This window comes from Vreelandella sp. L-25 (genome assembly GCF_056857535.1).
This window is the reverse complement of the sequence record NZ_JBSXNH010000092.1, coordinates 26,255-48,087: the sequence shown is the minus strand read 5'-3', so window position 1 is coordinate 48,087 and position 21,833 is coordinate 26,255. Positions and strand designations below refer to the sequence as shown.

Annotated in this window: 21 protein-coding genes; 10 read left to right on the top strand and 11 right to left on the bottom strand. The window is 56.4% G+C overall.

The genetic code is table 11. The features are described from left to right. Positions 1-3: 3 nt before the first annotated feature. Complete coding sequence (gene ctaD, locus AC13CN_RS16990; protein ID WP_483053280.1) at positions 4-2,529, bottom strand: cytochrome c oxidase subunit I; 2,526 nt, start codon at positions 2,527-2,529, stop codon at positions 4-6. Then, on the bottom strand, positions 2,526-3,581 hold the full coding sequence (gene coxB, locus AC13CN_RS16985; protein ID WP_253557053.1) for a cytochrome c oxidase subunit II: 1,056 nt from the start codon (positions 3,579-3,581) through the stop codon (positions 2,526-2,528). Before coxB ends, ctaD begins: the two co-directional genes overlap by 4 nt. A 68-nt stretch (positions 3,582-3,649) precedes the next feature. Between coxB and AC13CN_RS16980 the strand changes: the two genes are divergently transcribed. Then, positions 3,650-4,108 carry a DUF2231 domain-containing protein gene (locus AC13CN_RS16980; protein ID WP_044630639.1) on the top strand — a complete coding sequence of 153 codons (459 nt, stop codon included), beginning with the start codon at positions 3,650-3,652 and terminating at the stop codon, positions 4,106-4,108. A 49-nt stretch (positions 4,109-4,157) separates the two neighbouring features. Here AC13CN_RS16980 and AC13CN_RS16975 read toward each other — a convergent pair whose 3' ends face one another. From AC13CN_RS16975 to AC13CN_RS16940, 8 genes are all read right to left on the bottom strand, one after another. Beyond that, the gene (locus tag AC13CN_RS16975; RefSeq protein ID WP_058578323.1) at positions 4,158-4,583 is read right to left on the bottom strand and encodes a CopD family protein; all 426 of its coding nucleotides are present in this window, start codon (positions 4,581-4,583) and stop codon (positions 4,158-4,160) included. Positions 4,584-4,675: 92 nt separating this feature from the next. Next, positions 4,676-5,539, bottom strand: coding sequence for a DUF2797 domain-containing protein (locus tag AC13CN_RS16970; RefSeq protein WP_483053279.1), 864 nt, complete (start codon positions 5,537-5,539; stop codon positions 4,676-4,678). Further along, complete coding sequence (locus AC13CN_RS16965; protein WP_058578321.1) at positions 5,523-5,807, bottom strand: YeaC family protein; 285 nt, start codon at positions 5,805-5,807, stop codon at positions 5,523-5,525. Before AC13CN_RS16965 ends, AC13CN_RS16970 begins: the two co-directional genes overlap by 17 nt. 41 nt (positions 5,808-5,848) lie before the next feature. Then, complete coding sequence (locus AC13CN_RS16960; RefSeq protein ID WP_044630635.1) at positions 5,849-6,700, bottom strand: rhomboid family intramembrane serine protease; 852 nt, start codon at positions 6,698-6,700, stop codon at positions 5,849-5,851. A gap of 200 nt (positions 6,701-6,900) precedes the next feature. Continuing rightward, entirely contained in the window at positions 6,901-7,887 is a 987-nt protein-coding gene (locus tag AC13CN_RS16955) for a metallophosphoesterase (protein WP_058578319.1), read from the bottom strand. 1 nt (position 7,888) lies between these two features. Next, the gene (locus tag AC13CN_RS16950; protein WP_062360234.1) at positions 7,889-8,821 is read right to left on the bottom strand and encodes an NAD(+) kinase; all 933 of its coding nucleotides are present in this window, start codon (positions 8,819-8,821) and stop codon (positions 7,889-7,891) included. Between the two features lie 112 nt (positions 8,822-8,933). Continuing rightward, entirely contained in the window at positions 8,934-9,803 is an 870-nt protein-coding gene (locus AC13CN_RS16945) for a carboxylate/amino acid/amine transporter (RefSeq protein ID WP_044629748.1), read from the bottom strand. An 86-nt stretch (positions 9,804-9,889) separates the two neighbouring features. Beyond that, positions 9,890-10,414, bottom strand: a complete 525-nt coding sequence (locus AC13CN_RS16940) for a YqaE/Pmp3 family membrane protein (protein WP_044629749.1) — start codon at positions 10,412-10,414, stop codon at positions 9,890-9,892. Positions 10,415-10,559: 145 nt separating this feature from the next. On the opposite strand from AC13CN_RS16940, the gene AC13CN_RS16935 reads away from it, so the two are divergent. From AC13CN_RS16935 to AC13CN_RS16910, 6 genes are all read left to right on the top strand, one after another. Further along, positions 10,560-10,967 carry a CBS domain-containing protein gene (locus AC13CN_RS16935; protein ID WP_044629750.1) on the top strand — a complete coding sequence of 136 codons (408 nt, stop codon included), beginning with the start codon at positions 10,560-10,562 and terminating at the stop codon, positions 10,965-10,967. Positions 10,968-11,245: 278 nt separating this feature from the next. Continuing rightward, the gene (locus AC13CN_RS16930; protein WP_044629751.1) at positions 11,246-11,605 is read left to right on the top strand and encodes a hypothetical protein; all 360 of its coding nucleotides are present in this window, start codon (positions 11,246-11,248) and stop codon (positions 11,603-11,605) included. 27 nt (positions 11,606-11,632) lie between these two features. After that, complete coding sequence (locus AC13CN_RS16925) at positions 11,633-12,496, top strand: AraC family transcriptional regulator (RefSeq protein WP_058578317.1); 864 nt, start codon at positions 11,633-11,635, stop codon at positions 12,494-12,496. A gap of 259 nt (positions 12,497-12,755) precedes the next feature. Then, complete coding sequence (putA, locus tag AC13CN_RS16920) at positions 12,756-15,947, top strand: bifunctional proline dehydrogenase/L-glutamate gamma-semialdehyde dehydrogenase PutA (RefSeq protein WP_253557052.1); 3,192 nt, start codon at positions 12,756-12,758, stop codon at positions 15,945-15,947. Between the two features lie 298 nt (positions 15,948-16,245). Continuing rightward, positions 16,246-17,736, top strand: a complete 1,491-nt coding sequence (putP, locus tag AC13CN_RS16915; protein ID WP_253027934.1) for a sodium/proline symporter PutP — start codon at positions 16,246-16,248, stop codon at positions 17,734-17,736. Between the two features lie 251 nt (positions 17,737-17,987). Further along, a complete protein-coding gene (locus AC13CN_RS16910; protein WP_044629755.1) occupies positions 17,988-18,614 on the top strand; it encodes an OmpW/AlkL family protein in 627 nt (208 codons plus the stop codon). 87 nt (positions 18,615-18,701) lie between these two features. On the opposite strand, the gene AC13CN_RS16905 is transcribed toward AC13CN_RS16910, so the two are convergent. Further along, the gene (locus AC13CN_RS16905; RefSeq protein WP_044629756.1) at positions 18,702-19,034 is read right to left on the bottom strand and encodes a YqcC family protein; all 333 of its coding nucleotides are present in this window, start codon (positions 19,032-19,034) and stop codon (positions 18,702-18,704) included. Between the two features lie 285 nt (positions 19,035-19,319). Here AC13CN_RS16905 and AC13CN_RS16900 point away from each other — a divergent pair, with 285 nt between their 5' ends. Genes AC13CN_RS16900 through rimK form a run of 3 tightly spaced genes read left to right on the top strand, consistent with a single transcriptional unit; the run spans position 19,320 to position 21,814 of the window. Next, positions 19,320-20,372: a DUF3549 family protein gene (locus AC13CN_RS16900; RefSeq protein ID WP_054645068.1), complete on the top strand. Its 1,053-nt coding sequence runs from the start codon at positions 19,320-19,322 to the stop codon at positions 20,370-20,372. Positions 20,373-20,424: 52 nt separating this feature from the next. Continuing rightward, positions 20,425-20,865, top strand: a complete 441-nt coding sequence (locus AC13CN_RS16895) for an ATP-dependent zinc protease family protein (RefSeq protein ID WP_044629758.1) — start codon at positions 20,425-20,427, stop codon at positions 20,863-20,865. Between the two features lie 40 nt (positions 20,866-20,905). Further along, positions 20,906-21,814 carry a 30S ribosomal protein S6--L-glutamate ligase gene (gene rimK, locus AC13CN_RS16890; RefSeq protein WP_044629759.1) on the top strand — a complete coding sequence of 303 codons (909 nt, stop codon included), beginning with the start codon at positions 20,906-20,908 and terminating at the stop codon, positions 21,812-21,814. Positions 21,815-21,833: the final 19 nt, after the last annotated feature.

Genomic DNA, 21,833 nt, shown 5'->3' with positions numbered 1-21,833 from the left:
GCCCTACCCTCCTAACACGCGGGGCAGCACCGCTAGCGCCCCTATGAGCAGCCCAAAGGTGACCACGTTATAGCGCCATAGCAGGGCTACTACGCCCGGCTCGAAGGGAGCATGAGCGCCCACATAGCCATAGCCCACACGCAGGCCTTGAAGCACGGTCAAGACGACCGCTAAACCGCCGTGGAACAGAGCGTAGACAAGGCCGACCAGCATCACCGCATCGTGGGAGGTTTGCGTGGGGGCAAGCTCGGCTTGCCACAGCGCCCAGCCCGTTAGCCCCACTTGTAGTGCGCCTAACGCAGCGGCTAAATAGAAGCCTGCACCTAGCCCGGCGTCACGCTGCTGGCGCAGCCCACATACCAGCTTTTCCATCACACCACAACCGGCTAAAACCGCTACGCCAGCTGCACCCATTAATATGAGCGATAGCGGCGGCGTCTCTGGCATCTGCCATTCGGGTGAAACGGTCCAGAGGTAGAACCAGCCAAACAGGTAAGAGAGATAAAACGATCCGTTGGCGATCAGAAAAACACCCATCGCCCAAAGGCCGGGGCCGTCCATCGTACGCGAATGGAGCGGTGGATCGCCCGGTTTTACGCCTGCGTCCGGTGCCGCTTTAGGATGCGCCCCGTTCTCCCAGGACCAGCGCAGCAGAAAGATACCGGCAATAATGACGAATACGCCTGCCAACGCGTACACCTTGGTCAGCAGGCTCAGGCACACCACCGCCAGCGCGGCAGCGGCAAACAGCGGCCACCAGGAGTTACCGGGCAGGTGGATAATCTCGCGCACCTTGCCCGAAATTGGATCGGTGCCCCACATCTCCCTTCTGCCGTGGGAAGCCACCGCCAACGAGTGCTTACCCTCGGCCATGGTATGAGGCAGATTTGGGTCATCCCACAACGGGTGGCGGGTTTCGACATTGGGAAGGCTGACAAAGTTATAGGCGCTGGGCGGCATGGTGTTGGCCCACTCCAGCGTATCGGCATTCCAGGGGTTATGCTTGGCAGGCTTGCCAAACCGAAAGTGCAGCGCGATATCCAGCAGCACCATGGCAATCCCTGCCGAGAGCACAAAGCTGCTGATCGACGAGAGCAGGTTAAAAATCTCCCAACCTGAGCCTGCTTCATAGGTGTAAATCCGCCGGGGCATACCGAGCAGCCCGGTCCAGTGCATGATCAAGAAGGTGCCGTTAAAGCCCAGGAAAGTAAGCCAAAACCCCCAGCGCCCCAGGTTTTCGGAGGGCATTCGCCCGGAGAAGAGCGGCAACCAATAGTAAAGCCCGGCGATCAGCGGGAAGAACATGCCCCCCACCAGCACGTAGTGCATGTGAGCCACTACAAAGTGGGTGTCGTGCACCTGCCAGTTAAACGGCACCAGCGCCAGCATGACGCCGGTTAACCCACCACACACAAAGATAATTAAAAAGCCCATCACCCACAGCATGGGCAGCTTCATTTTGGGTTTGCCAAGCCAGAGCGTGGCTATCCAGACAAACACCTGAATCGCCGTGGGCACGGCCACTAGCATACTGGCCGCCGAGAAAAACGCCTGGGCCAGCTGCGGAATGCCAATGGTGAACATGTGGTGAACCCATAGCCCAAAGCTGATAAAGCCCATAATGGTGATCGCTGCCACTACCCAGCCGTATCCCACGATGGGCCGCCCGGCAAACACGGGAATCAGCGTCGAAATAATCCCGGCAGCAGGCAGAAAGATGATGTACACCTCTGGGTGGCCAAACAGCCAGAACAGATGCTGCCAGAGTACCGGGTCGCCGCCGCCCGCAATTTGGAAAAACGGCATGCCTACCGCCCGTTCAAGCTCCAGCAGCACGCTGCCGAGTATCAGCGGTGGGAAACCCACCACGATCATTAGCGCCATGGCGAGGATATACCACGCAAACAGCGGCATCTTATGCAGCGCCATGCCCTGGGTGCGGGTGCGTAAGATAGACACCACCAGCTCCACTCCCGCCGAGAGCGCTGATATCTCCACAAAGGTAATGCCCAGCAGCCAAAAATCGGAGCCCAAATCCGGGGCAAACTCTTTACTGCTCAGCGGCGTGTACATAAACCAGCCGCTTGAAGGCGCCATCTCAATAATTAGGCTGGAGGTGAGGATGATCCCGCCAAACAGGTAGCAGAAATAACCCAGCGACGTTAGCCGTGGGCACACCAAGTCACGGGCACCAATCATTTTAGGGATCAGGTAAATCGCCAGCCCCTCCAGCATAGGGATGGCGAACAGGAACATCATCACCGTGCCGTGCATGGTGGTGACCTGGTTATAGATCTCCGGCGACATAAAGTCCTGGTCGGGCATCGCCAGTTGGGTGCGCACTAGCATGGCGAGAATGCCGCCAATCAGGAAAAACACCATCCCGGTGATCATAAAACGCAGACCGAGCGTTGTATGGTTCACGATGGTGAGGGCCTTTAGCCCTTTCGGGTTGCCCCAAATGTCATGTAGGTCTTCGTGTAGTTGCTGCGGGTCCTGCTCTACCGCCTCTTGATTCACGCTCTTCATGGGGTCAAGGTCTCCAGCCAAGCACCCAGGGCATCCAAGGTGTCCTTATCAATATCGTCGTGGGCGGGCATTTTATTGCCCGGCTTCAGCGTTTGGTGCTGCTGCAGCCACTGGCTCACCGCGCCCTCTTCCATGGCCATCACACCGGCACCCAGCATCGTGCGGCTACCGATATCCGAGAGGTTCGGCCCTACATCGCCCTGGCTGACGCCAGCCACTCGATGGCAGCTCGCGCAGTGGGTCGCAAAGGCCTCTCTTGCGCTATCGTGGGCTGAATCTTGGGTCGCTAATTCGCTTAGTTCTGCGTCTTGGCGAGCTGCCAGCCATGCATCGAATGCTTCACGAGGCACGGCTTCGACGTACAAATGCATATGGGCATGGCCCACCCCGCACAGCTCGGCACACTGGGCACCAAATACGGCGGGCTCATCGGCTTCCAGGCGGATTTTATTCACCCTTCCTGGCAGCATGTCGATTTTGCCGCCCAGGCGCGGCACCCAAAACGCGTGAATGACATCCGCCCCGCTCACATGAAAATCCACCGGCTCCCCGGCGGGCATGACGAGCTGGTTAGCGGTGACGACTTCGCCGCCTGGGTAGCGTACCTCCCACCACCATTGGTGGCCGATCACTTCAATCACTTCAGGCGGCTCGCCTAGCGGGAGCGGTAGCATGCGTTGCCCGGCGGGCACCCCAAACATCAGCAGTGCAGTCACACTGGTGATCGGCAACACAAGGCCTCCACCAATAATCCAACGCCGGGCAATGCGTCGTTCTTGGGCAGGCGTGCGCTCCACGTTGCGCGGCTTGAAGGCGTACAGCCAAACCACGGTGACACCAATCAGCACGATGGTGGCAAAGCCCAGCATTACCCACCAAATTAACCGAACGTCTCGCGCGGCGGGCCCTGCAGGGTCTAAGATAGATCTGTCGCCAGTACAGCCCGCGACACTGAGCAGCAGGCTAAGCCCTAGCCAGCAGGCGGCTTGACGGGCTCGTCGCGATGTTAAACACGACATGATGGCGGACGTAGCGCTATTGCGTTCCCTCATTAGCGTTTTCCCTGAAGTGCAGTTGATCTGTCCGACTGTTTTGCTTTGTCTAACCACAGGAAGTGACGATGACACCTACTCCCCAACGCTCGATCAAAAGCCGCGCGTCGCTGGCGGGCCATCCACTCCATCCGGTAATGATTCACTTCCCGGTAGCGGCGCTGATGGCACTGGTCGCTTGCGATATCGCCTACTGGTATACCCAAGATACGTTTTGGTTGCGCGGCGGGCTTTGGCTGGCGGGTGTTGGCGCGTTTGGCGGCTGGATTGCGTCGGTGGCAGGCATCATTGACTTGGTCTCGGTAGCACGCATCCGTCGACTGATTACTGGCTGGAGCCACGCCATTGTGGCTGTGGTCATGCTCTCTCTGGCGTCGCTGAACTGGCTGCTGCGTTTCACTGAGCCCAGTGCGGTGCTGCCGTGGGGGTTGACCATCTCGCTGGTAACGGCCGGCTTGATTGCGCTGGCCGGGTGGCTCGGTGGCCAACTGGTGTACGAGCACGCGGTGGGCGTTGAAGTAGAATAGTAACCCGAGCGGCTCAATGGCAGCCCGTAATTGGATATTGGCCATTGAGCTAGCTCCACTCCAGCGGTTTAGAAAGCACAAACCCTAGCACCCCAAAGATGCCTACCAGCGCCAACAGCAGCGCACACAAGCTGGCCGTCTTCACCCCTTTAAAAATCCCCTTCTCAAGGCGCAGGATGAGCCAGCCAAAACAGCCGTGGGCAGCTACCATTAACACCACGGCCCCCAGCTTTAAGATCAACCAGCCGCCTAACAGGCCATGTAACAGAAATAGCAGCGTGCCTGAAGCAATCGCCGCGAGTGCCGCCGGGGTGGCGATGGAATTATAGAAAAACCGCGGCATGGGCGGTGTGCCCTGAGCGAAGCCCGCATCTTTACGTAGCTGAAGCGCCTGTAATAAAAGTGCAGGCAAATAAAGAAGAGCGCCGCACCAAATGACCAGCGCGGCGATGTGCAGCAGTTTTAGCCATGGCATCGAGGCTTCCTTGCGTTACTAGGGCAGAGTCTATTGTGACCCTGATAACCTTAGTCAACCGATGCCATTCTGGCTAGGCAAAACGCCAAGTTTCACTCCACCGAAATCTCGTAACCTGTGAATTTACGTAGATTTATCACACCCGTGTCGAACATGAGGTACTGCCCTTTCACGCCCTGAAGGATGCCTTCAACCAGCGGCTGCTTATCAAAATTATGAGAGACTACTTTGCGGGGAAACGCAGCCACAGGATAGTCGAACTGCAAAGGAGCCTCATCCAACGTGCGAATGGCGTCTTCGCCGTGAACACTACGTAGCTGGCCCAAGCCGTCTGCCAGTTTACTCAACAAGCGATCACGCTCAGCGCGCAGGTCGAGTGGTTCTACCTCACCTTTTAACATGGCACGCCAGTTGGTGCGGTCGGCCACCTGCTCTTTGAACAGCATTTCGACAAACCCGGACTGCTGGCGGGTATTCACTTCGAGAATCGGCAGCGCCTGAATAGCGCCTTGATCCAACCAGCGGGTGGGCATTTGGGTTTTGCGAGTAATGCCCACCTTCAAACCGGAAGAGTTAGCCAGATAAACGATGTGGGGCTGAAAGCAGTGCGCCTCGCCCCACTCCGGCTCGCGACAGGTGCCTTGGTAGTAGTGGCAGGTCTCCGGCTTCATGATGCAGGTATCGCACTGCGCCAAGCGCTTAAAGCAAGGGTAGCAGTAGCCTTGTGCAAAGCTTTTTTTGGTTGCCCGACCGCAGTGAGTACAGGCAATGGCACCGCTCCATGCAAGGCGCATGGGGGAGCCAATACGCTCATTCAACGCCACCCGATGCTCACCAGCGCACAGATGGTAAACTACTTGCTCGTCTTGGCGGCTAGGCAGTGCCGCCGCCATTTTTTGCAAACACCCTTTAACGGGAGAGACCTCGGGGATTAACAAATCAGTCACGCGTGGCATCCCGGCCAAGGCCCGCCATTTCTGGGCTAACGCCTGCGCCCGTCGCACCTGCCCCGCAGGTACGCCGCTCCAAATAACCTACGCGATTCTCTTCCGGTACATTGTTTTCAACTTCATAACGCATGACAGCTTCCAAACACAGCTCGGTTTGCTCCGGCGTTAAGCGGCGGCCGTCAGGCCATTTGCGTAGCGACACCCCTTGCTTAAGGCTTTCATAAATCGCAGGCGTCATCTGGCTGATCATTTTATCGAAGGTCATATCGCTCACGGTTAGCACCTCAAGTATTTGCTGCTTTCAAATTGGCGGCGTTAGGCTTTGCTACGTTTGGAGGAATAATACCAGCCCGTGGCGAGCCCCACGAGCAGCCCGCCCAGGTGGGCTTCATTGGCCACGTTGCCAAAGCCGACGGTACTGGCGATATCGGTCATGGTGAACACCATCCAGCCGAGCATAAACACCACCAGCATTTGCGGCACGAAAAAGCCACTGTTCGGGGCACGGCGGGACATGAGCCACACGTGGCCCAATAGCGCATAGACCACGCCGGACATACCGCCAAACAGCACCGTTCCGGTCACGTATTGCGCCAAGTTGGCACCGATACCGGCGACGAGAAGCAGGAGCAGCATCGTTTTACTGCCTTGGCGCAGCTCGATTTGCCGTCCGAAGTACCACACCCACATCAGGTTGAAAATCAGGTGCATCCAGCCAAAGTGCAGAAATGCAGGCGATAACAGACGCCATACCTGCCCCCCCATCACGGTGTCTGCCAGCGACCCATATACCAATTGGCCGCCGGAGATACCCACCGGCACAATGGTGAGCGCCACAATTAGCAGATCGCCGAAAATGCCGCTTAGGGCAAATACCAGCAGGCTCACGCCGATCATTAACGCCGTGACCGGCACTTGGCGTAGCGTGGCAGCAAGGCTGTGGGCCGCAGGCGGGCGTTTGGGCCGGGTAGCTTCAAGAATCAGCGGTTCGCCTCGCTCCCAGCGGCTAACCAGGGTACGTAACTCTTCATGTTGGCGGGGGTCGGCCACCCAGAGCAGCTGGCCGTCCGCTTCGTCGGTGATCCGGTGGCCAATACGGTAGTGCCATAACGCTTTGCGCAGTGCCTGTGTGTCTGCGCCCGCGGGTAAGAGCATGACTGGATGCATGGCATCTCCCTTCTATCCAAGTGGTGGTCGCGCTTTAGCGCCGCTTTACCAAAGGATAAACAAAAAAATCCGGCGGAGGGGGCCGCCGGATAAAAGCAAGGGATCATTCAAGGGAACACTTACTCTGATAGCCGGCAGCTAGATTAGTTCAGCAGTTTTGCAAAAATTATGTAACCATTTGTAAATCATCCACAGCACGCTTAATCAAAATCTATTTCCCAGGGTTTGGGCAGCGCACGCTCCTCTTTAGGTACTTGAATCCATACGAAATGATCAGCGTTCAACTGGGTTTCACCGCTCCAACGATAGGCAACCAAACGGCCAAACTTTACGGCGCTGTAATCCAAGCAGGCGATATTTGCGGCAGGCAGGGCGGGAATTCCTTCGCACCAGTAGTGGCCAATAAATAGCGGCGGCTGCTCTGGGCCGTAATAACTTAGCCGCTCTCGCTCACTGTCGGTGAGTGGTCGCGCTTCCAAATCGCCGGGCAGGTTATCTGGCTGAAATACCACATCTCCCCACTGCTGCGGGTTAGCTGCCCAAAAGTGGGCGCGAAAGCTTTGTCGGGTAAAACCGTCCCCCGAGTGAATCGCGACACCTTTTGGTAACCGGATATGGGGGCCACGGGTAAGACGATCAAGTATTCGATACGCCTGGGAGCCTGGGTCGTTGGACTCTACCAGAAACTGATCATCCATTCGGGCAGTCGGTAAGCGCTGCTTGAGCTCGCTGATCAGCGCATCATCCCAACACGCGTGTACCACGCGAATACCGTCTAGCTCTAGAAACAGCGGAATGGTTTTGAACCAGGCCAGCGTGTCTTCCCACTCGTTGGTATGGTGGCGATACTGATCAAGAGTGTCTTGAATAATGCGGTTGTGGCGCGGGGTATGTTCGCGCAGCCAGCGCTTGTGGCTGCCAGAGGGCGCGGGATGGGTATAGGCCAACGCGTTATACTCGTGATTGCCCATCACAATATGCGCTTCGCCCGCCTCTACCATGCGCCGTGCAATCGTGACCGCCAAGCGAATACGTGGCCCGCGATCAATCAGGTCGCCCAAAAAAATTACTTTGCGCCGCGGGTGGCGATAAACACCGCCGCGCTGGTGGTAGCCAAGCTTTTCCAGTAGTGCCGCTAGCGTGGCACCGCAGCCGTGGATATCACCAATTAAGTCGTAACCCTCCATATTAATCCCCTAGTCGGTGGCTCCAGCCGAGTTTACTGCGCAGCACGTCATAGAAGTTGTGCCCAATGGGATGCACTAATTGAACGCGCTCCGGCTTACGGGTGATAACCAAGACATCGTCAGGCTTGGCCACCGCGCGGGTTTGCCCGTCGCAGCTAATATGGGGGTAGGTCTGATTGGTTTCGCCAATATGAATGCGTATTTCGCTGGCCGCATCAATCACAATGGGCCGACTGGAGAGCGTGTGCGGGAACATCGGCACCAGCGTCACCACATCCAACTTCGGGTGCATAATCGGCCCACCACCGGAAAGCGCATAGGCGGTAGAGCCGGTTGGAGTGGCGACAATCAGCCCATCGCTGCGCTGGCTGTAGACAAACTGCCCATCGATAAACAGTTCAAACTCAATCATGCGGACCGCTTTACCGGGGTGCACCACAACTTCGTTAAGCGCGTCGCCATTTCCTACGGCGACCCCATTGCGGTAGAGCACGGCATCCAGCAAGAAGCGCTCTTCAACCTCAAACTCCCCCGCCAGCACTTCGCCTACCCGGGTCTCTAACTCATCGGGAGAAATATCGGTTAAGAAGCCCAGCCGCCCGCGATTGACGCCTAGAATCAGCGTACCGCTGCGGCACAGGGTGCGTGCAGCGCCTAACAAGCTGCCATCGCCGCCTACCACAATCACTAAATCGCACAGTTCACCCAACATGCGGCGGCTAGCTTCAGGTAAGCCGTGTTGGGGCAGCGCCGTGGCGGTGCGGTCTTCGATGAGTACCTTATAGCCATGTTCCGTTAAGTAACGGACCAAGCGTTGAAGCGAGTCGACAACTTTGTCGCTGCCTAAGCGGCCAATCAAGCCAATCGTCTTGAACGGCTTCACTGGGTGACTAAGGCTACCGGGGTTGGAACCTGACGATGTGGTATTAGACATGGGCGACTCTCGCTAGCATCAGCCCACATTATGGAGAGGAAGGCAGTATCGAGCAAATCACCCGGTGCGCCAGAGATAAGCCTTCCGCACCGGGAAAAATCAGCGGTTTAGCTTAGGCAGCCGCCACCTTGCGGCGCTGCAGCCACCAGTGGTTTAGCCACAGCGAAGCGCCCATGATCGCCGCCCCCAAAAGCAGTTTGCCCACATCAGCATCGCGGTTCCAAATCACCAGGTTAACGACCAAACCAGCCGGCACCAGCGCATTGTTCATAATCGCCAGGGTGCCCGCATCTACCTTGGTTGCCCCTTGGTTCCAGGCAAAATAGCCAACACCCGATGCCACCAGCCCCAGCCACGCCAATACGCCCCACTGCAGAGTGGTGGATGGCAGCGCGGCGCTATTACCAAACAGCAAGAAGGCAGGCAGCGCTACCAGCATAGCCCCGATAAAGAACCAGCCAAACACGTTATGCCAAGCAAGAGTGGGCGGCAGGTCTGCCGCTAGGCGGCGGTAACCGACTTGGCCGATGGCGAAACATAGGTTAGCGCCCTGCACGACCAAAAAGCCGAGCCAGAAGCCGCTGTCGATGCCGTCGTAACGAATCACCCCGGCGCCTAGTACTGCCAAAATAGCTGTTACCAAATAGATCGGCGTAAAGCGTTTGAACATCAGGTCATCCAACAACGCGATATACACCGGCGTAAAGATGGTAAACAGCAGCACCTCCGGCACGGAGAGTAGCAAGAAGGAGTGATAAAAGAAGGTGTACATGATGCCTAACTGGATCGCGCCCAGCGCCATCAATGCCAAGCGCTGCTTACCGCGCAGCAGGCTTGGGCGCAGAAAAGGTAGGAACACCAGCATTGCTAGGGTCACGCGGACCAGCACAGCAAAGTAGCTATCAACCTGACCCGCCAAATACACACCAATTAAAGAGAACGAAAACGCCCAGAGCGCCGTTACGCCAACCAAATAGCCCATCAGTAAACCCCAAGCAAAAAGAAAGTTGACGGGGATTATACGCCTTTAGAATCCCCTGCCAATGGGCCAAAAGCGTAAGGCGGTTTTTACCGTTTATTCAGCCAAACAAGTGCATAGACAACACCGGGCAACCAACCTATTAGTGTCAGCACGACACTGATTAATACACGCTGGGCCCCGCCTTCGGTTAAACCAACGGCTAAGGGCGGTAGCAGCACGGCCAGGGCGCGATAAGCTAGCTGTAAGTTGGCAGGTTCTTTCGCGGGTGTGGCGGGTGGTTCTGGTGAAGTTTTTTCTTCAGGGGCTATAGGCTTCGCTGAGGGGGTAAAGTGCCCAACGGCCGCTTGTGCTTTCTCGGCCTGCTCCTTTTCATGGGCAAGCGCTTTACGGTGCGCCTCTTTATCTATTTTTTGCTCTAGGGTGTCTGCGCCCTCTGCCAAGTCGTCGTGGTAGCGCTCCCAATCTTCCCAGTCGTAGGGTGTCCCCGAGTTGGGCCGATGACTGCCTGCGCCACGGGCACGCTCCCAGGCTTTCTCTTCCAGCGTATTGGGCCTGTCAGGGTCTCGATCTAGGCCAACGCCTTTACGGTTCAGATATTCACGAGCATCCATAACGACTCCTCACAGCATTTGAAGCGGGCTTGAAAAATTGGCAAAGCGTTGAATAGAGACAGTATGGGGTCAGCACAGGGTGAGTTAAATCACCTACAGTAAGAGAATCGGCAGTGGCCTGTCGATCACGTTAAGGAGTGCTCCAATGAATAAAAAAATCCCGGATACCGTACGCGATATTATGTCCCGCGACTGCTACCGCGTCTCTAGAGAAACGTCTATCACTACCCTTGCCCAAGGGCTTGCCCTGCACCGTTTGCCGGGCGCCCCGGTGGTGGATACGGCTGACCGCTTAATCGGCTTTATCTCTGAGCAGGATGTTCTGGGGCACGTGCTCGACAGCATTTACCATGACCACGAAGCGCCGTTGGTCCGAGAGTTAATGCGTCAGGACGTGCTCACTACCTCCCCCAATAAAAGCGTGACCGATTTAGCGCAGGAAATGCTGGGCGCGAAACCGAAAATTTATCCGGTCGTCGAACAGCATCGCTTAGTGGGCATCGTCACGCGTCGGGACATTTTGATGGCCTTACTAATGATTCGCCGCCATTAGACGCTTGAACACCTGCGGCATGATGCTAATAAAGGTACCTACAAAAAAAACCGCTGCTTGAAACAAGCAGCGGAAGCAAGGGATCGAAAACAATAGCCAGAACAACACTATTAGCGACTGCTATCGCGATGTTGTCTGTACATACTCAGACACCCTGCAGAGAAAAAGTTCGCAAAAGGTTAAAATTTTCGTCTCAGCAGGCGCAGGCGTATACTAGGTGGCTATTCTCAACTGGGCGCATAAGCTGGCGTCTATCCTGATGTGGCCAGGAGCTATGCATGGCACTTTACTTACTGGTGTTTGGCGTTTGTTTACTGGTAATGGGGGCTGTGTTGCTGGTGCTGATGAACGCAGGAACGCCTCGCTACCGCACCGAGCCCAAGGATCTGATCGCGCTGTTTGATAAGGCGCTGGAGAGCAAGGTCAGCGAGACCGAGTGGAATGCTCTGATTGGCTACCCTATCCGCCATGATGAGTATTTAGACAACGTTCGCCGCCGTGCCTCACACCTAATGGATACACACGGGCGACGCTGGCAGATTGCTCAGGGCAAGCCGCTCCTCAACCAGGAGGGTTACGCGGAGCTAAAAGCATTACGTGATCATTTAGCGGCACATACAGCGCTTCGTCAGCGCTAACAGAGCAGCAGCGACGAGGAGAACCGTATGCCGAGTACCATTCGTCAAATACCCCTGGAAACGGCGACGAAGCATCACTCCCATGACTTCCATCAGATAGTGATCACGCTATGTGGCTCTTCTGAATTTGAAATCGAGGGGTTGGGCGGCCGTGTAAACGCTTTTTCCGGCTGCATCGTGCCTGCTAACCACGAGCACTACTATTCTGGCAACGGCCATAATCGTCAGTTGATTCTAGATTTACCAGAAGATGCTCCCGCTTTGACGGGTGAGCACCGTGAATTGGTGGCGCTATTTGATGTGCCGCGCTTTTTTGCCTTAGACAGCCCGCTGCGCCACTATCTTACCTTTGTCGAGAGCGAACTGGCCCGAGGATTAGACAACTCTGCCACCTCGTTTCAGCAAGACCGCCTAGCGGCCACGCTGTTAGGCTCGCTAAAAGCCCGCCTAGGTGCCTCAGGGAGCGCTGCCCAGCGACGCATTGACCTTAACCAGATTGACCGGTTTATCCGCCGTCACTTAGCCGATGAGCTGCGGGTGGCCGACCTGGCCAAGCTCGCCTGCCTGAGCGAAGCACATTTTTCTGAGCGTTTTCGCGCCCAAACCGGCCTCTCCCCCTGGCAGTATGTACGACGGCAGCGGCTTCACGCGGCACGCCAGTTGGTCATGCAAAGTCGTTTGCCACTTACCGATATCGCCATACAAACAGGGTTTGCCAACCAGAGCGCGCTGTCCCATGCGTTTCGCCGCAGCTACGGAGCCTCGCCGCGCCAGCTACGCCAAGGCTTTGCCAGCCCCTCCTTAGATACCAACAATCGTTCAACGGCTCATTCAACGGCGTTATCACCCTCAGCCACCCCCGCAGGGGCAAGCGTGCTCTCGTCTCGCTGATATTACGTTGGTGGATGTAGTAAAAAAGTCGCGTTGTTTGCCGCTAGCGAGCCGCACCCAACTCTACTAAAGTCGTAAATAGGCACAGCTTGCCGTGAAATTGACACGTTTTGCCACGAAAACGACATACACCTAACGACGGCTAGCTCTACATTCGAACGTCAGTCTGGGCACCTGCCCTGCCACCACTTTTTGAACGCTAGCTGACACAGCTATTCGTTCAAGCTGTTCGTTTCAGACCTGTCTTACGGGGGCCTCAATGCTCAATGCTAAAAAAATGCGTGACCCTGCCACCTGGCAAACCGACCTTGATACGCTAATGCAGCGTGTCAGCGAACACTATATCGTCGATGAAGATGCCTACGTCAGCGAGCTGATTAAACTGCTCAACGCCGACCAAGACGATTTTTCGCGCATTGAGGCCAACACGGCAGCGCTGGTGCGCGACGTTCGCAACATGGACACCGCCGTCGACACCATCGACGAGCTGCTTCAGCAGTACAGCCTGGATACCCACGAAGGGCTGATGCTGATGTGCCTGGCGGAAGCGATGCTGCGTATTCCGGATAAAGCCACCGCAGATGCGCTGATCGAAGACAAGCTGGGCCCAGCGGATTGGCAGTCCCATGTAGGCAAAAGCGAGTCGTGGATGGTCAACGCCTCGACCTGGGGCCTGCTGATGACCGGCCGCGTGCTGAAGCTGGACCATCCGAAAGAGGGTCAGCCCGCCCACTTTATTAACCGCATGGTTAATAAAGTGGGCGAGCCGGTGATTCGCCGGGCGATGATGGAAGCGATGAAAATCATGGGCAAGCAGTTCGTGCTTGGCCGTGATATCAACGAAGCCCTGAAACGCTCTAAGCCGCTATTCAATAAAGGCTACACCTACTCTTACGACATGCTGGGCGAAGCCGCACGCACCCGCGACGATGCCAAACGCTACTTTGACGACTACGCCCGTGCCATTGAGCAAGTGGGAAAAGCGTGCAAATCTCTGGGCGACAAAACCCCGGCACCATCGGTCTCCATCAAACTCTCTGCCCTACACCCCCGCTATGAGTTTGGCCGCCGCGAACAGGTACTGACCGAGCTGGTAGATACCGTCATTCAACTGGTCACCAAAGCGCGCGAGCTGGATGTGGCTGTGACCATTGACGCTGAAGAAGTCGACCGCCTGGAGCTTTCTCTGGAAGTCTTCCGCGCGATTTACCAGAGCGACGCCGTCAAAGGCTGGGGCCACTTTGGCCTAGTGGTTCAGGCATACTCCAAGCGTGCTCTGCCAGTGCTGCACTACATCAACCGCTTGGCGGATGAACAAGGCGATGAAATCCCGCTACGCCTAGTAAAAGGTGCTTATTGGGATAGCGAAATCAAAGAGTCTCAGCAGCTTGGTATCGATGGCTACCCGGTCTATACCCGCAAGGCGTGTACCGATGTGGCCTACTTGGCCTGCGCGCAGTTCCTACTGTCTGACGACACCCGTGGCCGCATCTTCCCTCAGTTTGCGACGCACAACGCTCACACCGTGACCACCATTCTGGAGCTGGCGAACCACGACAGCCGGCCGTTTGAATTCCAGCGCCTGCACGGCATGGGCGAAGCCCTTTACGATGCAGCCCTTGAGCGCGCCCCCAAAGGCACTTACTGCCGTATTTACGCGCCGGTCGGTGCCCATAAAGACCTGCTGCCCTACTTGGTACGTCGCCTGCTGGAAAACGGTGCCAACTCGTCGTTCGTTCACCAGATTGTCGACCCGGACGTGCCGGTGGAGTCGCTGTGCCAGCACCCTATCGAAACACTGCGCCAGCAAAAAACCTTCTACAACAAGCGCATCCCGCTGCCAAAAGACATCTACGGGCCGAAGCGCCGCAACTCCCGTGGGGTCAACTTAAACATCCGTAGCCACTACTACCCGCTGATGGAGAAAATGGCGACATTCATGGATAAGCAGTACCCCACCAAGCCGCTGCTAGCGTTTGATGTGGCCGACGATAGCGCCAATACCCATAGCGTCACTTCGCCTTTCGACCGCCGCCAAACCGTCGGCAGCGTGCAGTGGACCAGCAAAGAGCAGGCAGCGAAAGCCCTCGACGCTGCCTGGGAAGCCTTCCCGCGCTGGGACACGACTCCCGTAGCCGAGCGCGCAGCGATTGTGCGTCGGCTGGGCGACCTGATGGAAGAGCACATGGCGGAGCTGATGACACTCTGCTCCCGTGAAGGCGGCAAGCTGCTCACTGACGGCGTCGATGAAATCAAAGAAGCGGTTGATTTCTGCCGTTACTACGCCATGCGCGCTGAAGAGTCGTTTGGCGAACCCATCGAACTGCCTGGCCCGACCGGTGAATCCAACCGCTTGATGATGGGTGGTAAAGGTGTTTTTGCCGCCATTAGCCCTTGGAACTTCCCGGTAGCCATCTTCTGCGGTCAAATCGTTGCCGCCGCCGTTGCAGGCAACACGGTGCTGGCAAAACCCGCCGAGCAAACCTCGATCGTTGCCCACCGTGTCATCGAGCTGTTGTACGAAGCGGGCATGCCCCGTGATGTGGTGCAGCTGCTGCCGGGTGACGGCCCGACCGTGGGCAGCGTATTGACCTCTGATCCACGCATTACCGGCGTGGTCTTCACCGGCGGTACCGACACGGCGCAAATCATCAACCGCGCGCTGGCCGCCCGCGAAAACGCGCCGCTCCCCACGCTGATCGCTGAAACCGGCGGCATGAACGCGATGATCGTTGACTCTACCGCCCTGCCTGAGCAGGTCGTAGTGGATGTCATTCAGTCTGCCTTCCAGAGTGCTGGCCAGCGCTGCTCTGCCCTACGGGTGCTCTACCTTCAGGAAGACGTTGCTGACCGCGTTATCGAAATCCTCAAGGGGGCGATGAGCGAACTGCGCATTGGCGACCCTCGTGACCTGGGTACCGATGTCGGCCCGGTCATTGATGAAGACGCCCGTAAAGGCTTGATGGAGCACATCGAAAAGCTCAAAGCCGAGAACCGCTTAGTCGCCGAAACACCGATGTCTACCGAGCACACCCAGCACGGCACCTTTGTACCGCCGGTGGCGTTTACCATTGACAGCATTGATGCCCTTTCTCGCGAGCAGTTTGGCCCGGTGCTGCACATTGTGCGCTACAAAGCCCGCGAGCTTGATAAGGTGATCAACGATATTAATGGCCGGGGTTATGGCCTGACATTTGGGGTGCATAGCCGTAACGAATCCTTTGCCGCTGAAATAGCGCAGAAAATTCGGGTAGGCAATGTGTACATCAACCGTAATATCATCGGTGCTGTTGTTGGTGTTCAGCCGTTTGGTGGCCAAGGGTTGTCAGGTACTGGCCCTAAAGCAGGCGGACCGCACTATTTGCAGCGCTTTGTGACCGAAAAAACGATTACTAATAACACCGCCGCCCTGGGTGGCAACGCGTCGCTTCTGGCGCTAGGGGATGAGTAACGGCTCATCAACACTACTAACCTGAACTCCTGAAAAGGAACCGTCTCATGGTTGACAACAATAGAGCGATTGCCTTCACATTCGCGGCCCCTCAAGGCCGTGTGCTGGGTATAGGGAACATTGCACATAAACGTAGCCATACCCCCTCTAATGACATCCCTAGCGGTTACTCGCTAGGGTCAGCGACTTGAATACGAAAAGGGGTTAACAACAACAAGACTGCGCGGCGGCCAACGTTACTTGGTCGGCGCAGGCACCTGTCGGAGCTAGCTCCGTCCTGATGAATTGGAGATATTTTATGGATATTGGCGTTTGGGTCAGCCTTTTTGCCTACTTTGCGCTCATGATTGCCATCGGCGTTTATGCTATGCGCAAAGCGACATCTACGTCTGAGGATTACATGCTGGGTGGCCGTACCCTCAGCCCTAAAGTAGCCGCCCTGTCGGCTGGCGCGTCGGATATGAGCGGCTGGCTGCTACTGGGTTTACCAGGGGCGATGTTCGTCTCTGGCTTGGGTTCGGCCTGGATCGGGATTGGCCTATTTGTGGGCGCACTCTTTAACTGGATTCTGGTCGCGCCGCGCCTTCGTGAACAGACAGTTCACTATGGTAACGCGATTACCATTCCAGCCTTCCTAGCCAACCGTTTCCCCACTCGGGCGCTGTCGCTGAGAACGGTGTCCGCTATCGTCATCGTGATTTTCTTCGCCGTTTACACTGCTTCTGGCTTGGTCGCAGGCGGCAAACTGTTTGAGAGCGCCTTTGCTGGCGTTATCAACATCGGCGGTATGAGCGACTACGCGGTGGGTGTGGTAATCACGCTGGGCGTGGTGCTGGCCTACACCGTGGTTGGCGGCTTTTTGGCCGTGAGCATGACGGACTTTGTGCAAGGCTGCATCATGATGCTGGCTTTGGTCATCATGCCTGCAGTAGTACTGTTTGGTGAAGGCGGTGGTGGCTTTACTCAAGCCTCACAGACCCTCAATGAAGTTGATCCCACGCTGCTGTCGTGGACTGAAGGGTTGACGTTCATTGGGTGGCTCTCTGCCGTTACCTGGGGCCTGGGCTATTTTGGTCAGCCGCATATTATCGTGCGCTTTATGGCTATCCGTACGCTGCAAGATGTTCCGATTGCCCGCAACATCGGCATGAGCTGGATGGCTATTTCCCTGATCGGCGCGGTCTCTCTCGGCATCTTTGGTCGCGCCTATGCGGTTCGCAATGGGATGGAAGTCCAAGACCCGGAAACGATCTTTATCATCCTGGCTGAGTTGCTGTTCCATCCGCTGATCACCGGCTTCCTCTACGCGGCCCTGCTTGCTGCTGTGATGAGTACTATTTCTAGCCAGCTGCTGGTGTCATCTTCATCACTGACCGAGGACTTCTATCGCCTGTTCCTGCGTAAAGAAGCTACAGACAAAGAGTGTGTGGCCGTAGGTCGTGTCAGTGTTGTGCTAGTGGGTCTGATCGCAGCCGTGATTGCCTCTGACCCGAACTCGCAAGTGCTGGGGCTGGTGAGTAACGCTTGGGCAGGTTTTGGTGCCGCCTTTGGCCCGCTGATTATTCTGTCGCTGATGTGGTCGCGTACAAACGGCGCAGGTGCTATCGCCGGTATGGTGGTGGGTGCTGCCACGGTTATGATCTGGATTGCGCTGGGCTGGAACGGCTCCTTCATGGGTGGCCCTGGCGTTTACGAGATCATCCCGGGCTTTATCGCTTCTTTCATTGCCATCCTGGCAGTAAGCAGCATAACCGCCGATGCTGGCGAGTATCAGCATATTGAACGCTAAACGAGCGTAACGTCGCTTAATTAGCCTAAGGCTTAACGGGTTGCAGCTAACCCGTTAAGCCTCCTCTTTTTTAGCCCCTTCTTTAGCCCCTTCCCCCTTCAGATATTTACCTTGCTAGGCGCTGAACTTATCAGTTCACAGCTCTTTGCCCTAGGTCAATAACGCTCCCTCGTTGGCTCGATACACTGGCTATATGGTTTACGACAACTTTAAACCACTCACCCATCATGTTATCGGTCAGGAGCGACGCTATGCGCCATTTATCACTGCCTACCCTACTCGCCACTGGGCTTGCCGCTGCCACCTTAGCAGTTAGCAGCCAAGCCGTTGCCTATGGCGCTGGCGATTTCTTTACCCGCGTTGGCGTTGCCAACATCGCGCCGAAAAGCGACAACGGCTCGCTCGCAGGTGGTGCCTTCGCGGTCGATGCTCAGGATAAAACCGACTTCGCTTTCACCCTGGGCTACCGTTTCCACGACAAAATGGGCGTGGAGCTACTGGCTGCGCTCCCTTTCGAGCATGACATTGAACTCAACGGTGACAACCTAGCATCAACAAAGCACCTGCCGCCCACTCTAACACTACAGTATTACCCACTGGGTGGTAGCGACTCTCAAGTACAGCCCTACGTGGGTGCGGGTATTAACTACACGCGCTTCTCCGATGAGAGCCTCGCCATTGGCGAACTTGAGCTAGACGACTCATGGGGCGCGGCCGCTCAAGTGGGTGTTGATCTACTCATTGATGACCACTGGGCACTCAACGCTGCTGCCTGGTACTTAGACATCGACACCGACGCCTCTATTAATGGCGCAGGTGCGGGTACCGTCGAGATTGACCCCATGGTGGTCATGGCAGGCTTGAGCTACCGCTTCTAGCTTCTAGCTCCCACCTTCGCTAACACGTAAAAAATGCCCAGAGCTTGCGCTCTGGGCATTGCTATTTGGTCTGGCTTACTCGCGTGGTTAATTCTCTGTGACCAGCTTGTCGACACGCTCCACCGCTTTCACTACCAATAGCTGATCGCTTGCTCTTACCTTCTCCTGCATTAAATACGCCGCCACCGCTGGAGCGACTTCACACTTGGCGGGCATGGCAGCCTCGGCTTCAATAAGTGCATTTAAGCGGGCAACAAAGACATAGCGCACCCACTGGGGCAGCGACATGGTATCAATACAAAAAGGCTGCTGACTGGCAAAAGCGGCCGCATCTGGGGTGGGCGTGCGCCACAGATTAGCGGCCTTCATGGCGGCTTCAAGCTCAAGAAGCGCGGTTTGAAGCTGTTGATGGACGCTCATAAGCACCTTATGGGTTGGTCATATTTAGCGTTCATTATCCCAACTCTGTGGGTAAGTTGCCACTCAAAGGCGTGCTCAATGGAGTTATTCACCGATTCACAGAAAACCTGCAAGAGGCTGTGGATAAACTATGGAAAGGTGTCGCCACCGCTAGTCTCACGCGGCTTACGCAAAGTTGCTCATTTTTTAACCACTTAGATGATAAAGCACGGATTAATCAGCGTTTGCGGCTGACAGTGGCAGAACAGCAAGGTAGAGTGCAGGCTTGAAATGCGGAAGGATGTCATGCAGCCAATTAACACCCTTGATGAATTTTTTACACGCAGTGGCGCTGAGGTGTCGCTTTACCATATGGGGCGCAGAGTGACTGCCTGCTCCAGGGAAACCCTGCGCGCGTTTGAAAATGCCGAACAGGCCTGGCCTGAACCGTGGCAAGGGCAAGCACGCCTGGGGATCGTCTTTCGCCTAGGGGCAATGGAAGAGCCTGCTATCTGGTTTTTAGCGCTGCCACTGGATGAGCAAGGCATGCTATCGCCCGCACAGCGCGATGGCTTTATTAACCGCCTATTGGAAACCCTGGGTCGCAATGCCGCTGCTTCTGACCCGACTGTGCTCGACGCTGCAGAATCAGCAGACGTGGACCATTTAATGAAAGATAATCCGCTGGCCTTTACGCCTGATATCACCTTTCAGGCCATGCTCAATGCCCGGGCCACCTATGCCAGCGCCCTACCTGCCAGCCAGCACCTAGAGCCTGTAGAAGCCTATTTAAGTGGCCAACAGACGATTGATTGGCAAGCCCTTGGACTACAAGGCATCGCCGATTATGTCGTACGTTTGGATACACCAACGGCAGATGCCCTAGCGCTACGTATTCCTCAACTGCCGGTGAGCGTTATTCATTCGCTCTGCTACTGCCTTGAGCATCAGCCACTGTCTGAAGCGCTCATTGATGCGTTGCGGACACGAGGCGAGCAGGCGGCCAGCAGCGGCGATTTAGAAACGCTCTGCGCCTGCGTACGTAGCGTGGGTAGCTCAGCGCCGGCTTTTGCTGGCGACTGGTATACCAACCTGCTAAACGATAGCGCGGCCTGCGGCCCCGACCTGATGGCCGCCATCGCCGGGCGCGGTTGGCCATTACTGGAAGATGCCGAGCGTTTACCATTATTCTTACAACGTTTAGCAGAGGATGAGCGCAGCCACTTTGCGGCCGTTGTGCGCGATATCGCTTTAATTCCTCGGCTGCGTCTGCCCGTCATGCTGACCTTGCGTGACGCCCCAGCAGGCTCGGCTATCCAATCGCGTTTGTCGGCCATGCAGCCTAACCAAAAAGGCTAGCAGGAATCGTCATCACTATGTCTTGTTTCTCTTATATCGTCAGGAGTGCGCTGTGAAGGAATTACCCTATCAGGCCAAAGCGGTCATCGGCCGCCGTGAAATGGTGACGTTACCTGAACTAGGGCTTCACCTTTGCTGCAAAGCCGATACCGGTGCGCGCACGTCGGCACTGCACGCCGAAGAGATCGAAACCCACGAAGATGCTGATGGACAGTTATGGGTAAGCTTTATTACCCATAGCGGTGGGCCAGAGACGCCTGCCCACCGCTATCGCCTGCATTTACACGACCGTCGCCGCGTCACCAGCTCGAACGGCCATAGCGAGTGGCGCTATGTTATCCGTACCCCAATGCAACTGGGCGAACTGAACTTTCCGGTTGAACTTACTTTGACCGACCGTAGCAATATGCGCCACGCGATGCTGCTGGGCAGGCGCGCTATGCGCCGCCTACTGGTGGCCCCCGGCGCTGCATTTTTGCACGGCGAGCCTTAAACACATTTAAACGACGACCCTTTTTGGCCCGGAGCCCTGCATGCATATTGCCCTGCTTTCCCGTAACCGAAACCTTTACTCTACGCGCCGACTGGTGGAAGCCGCCGAACAGCGCGGCCATACCGCCCGCGTGGTCGATACCCTGCGCTGCTACATGAGCATCGCCTCGCACCACCCTTCTATTCACTATAAAGGCGCAGAGATTGAGCCGTTTGATGCGGTGATTCCGCGTATTGGCGCCTCGGTGACTTTCTACGGCTGTGCGGTACTGCGCCAGTTTGAAATGATGGGCACCTACGTGATTAACGATTCGGTCGCGATTACCCGCTCCCGGGATAAGCTGCGCTCGCTGCAGCTGCTGTCGCGTAAGGGATTAGGCCTGCCGATTACCGGCTTCGCCCACTCACCAGATGATATTCCCGACCTAATCACCATGGTGAAAGGCGCGCCCCTGGTGATTAAACTGCTGGAAGGCACCCAGGGTATTGGTGTGGTATTGGCTGAAACCAACCAGGCCGCTGAATCCGTCATTCAGGCCTTTATGGGCATGAAAGCCAACATCATGGTTCAGGAATACATCAAAGAAGCGCGCGGTGCGGATATCCGCTGCTTCGTGATTGGCGATAAGGTCGTGGCATCCATGAAACGTCAGGCCGCCGACGGCGAGTTCCGCTCCAATCTTCACCGTGGCGGCACTGCTAGTGTGATCCGCATCACCCCGGAAGAGCGTTCCACCGCGATTCGTGCAGCCAAGGCGATGGGACTGCGCGTCGCGGGCGTGGATTTGCTTCGCTCTAACCACGGCCCGGTGATTATGGAGGTCAACTCTTCACCAGGTTTGCAGGGCATCGAGAGCGCTACCGGTAAAGATATTGCCGGCATGATCATCGAGCATATCGAAAAGAATGCAGTGCCTGCGCGTAAAGCACCACCCAAGCCTAAAGGCTAACGGCCAATTGCAAAAATAA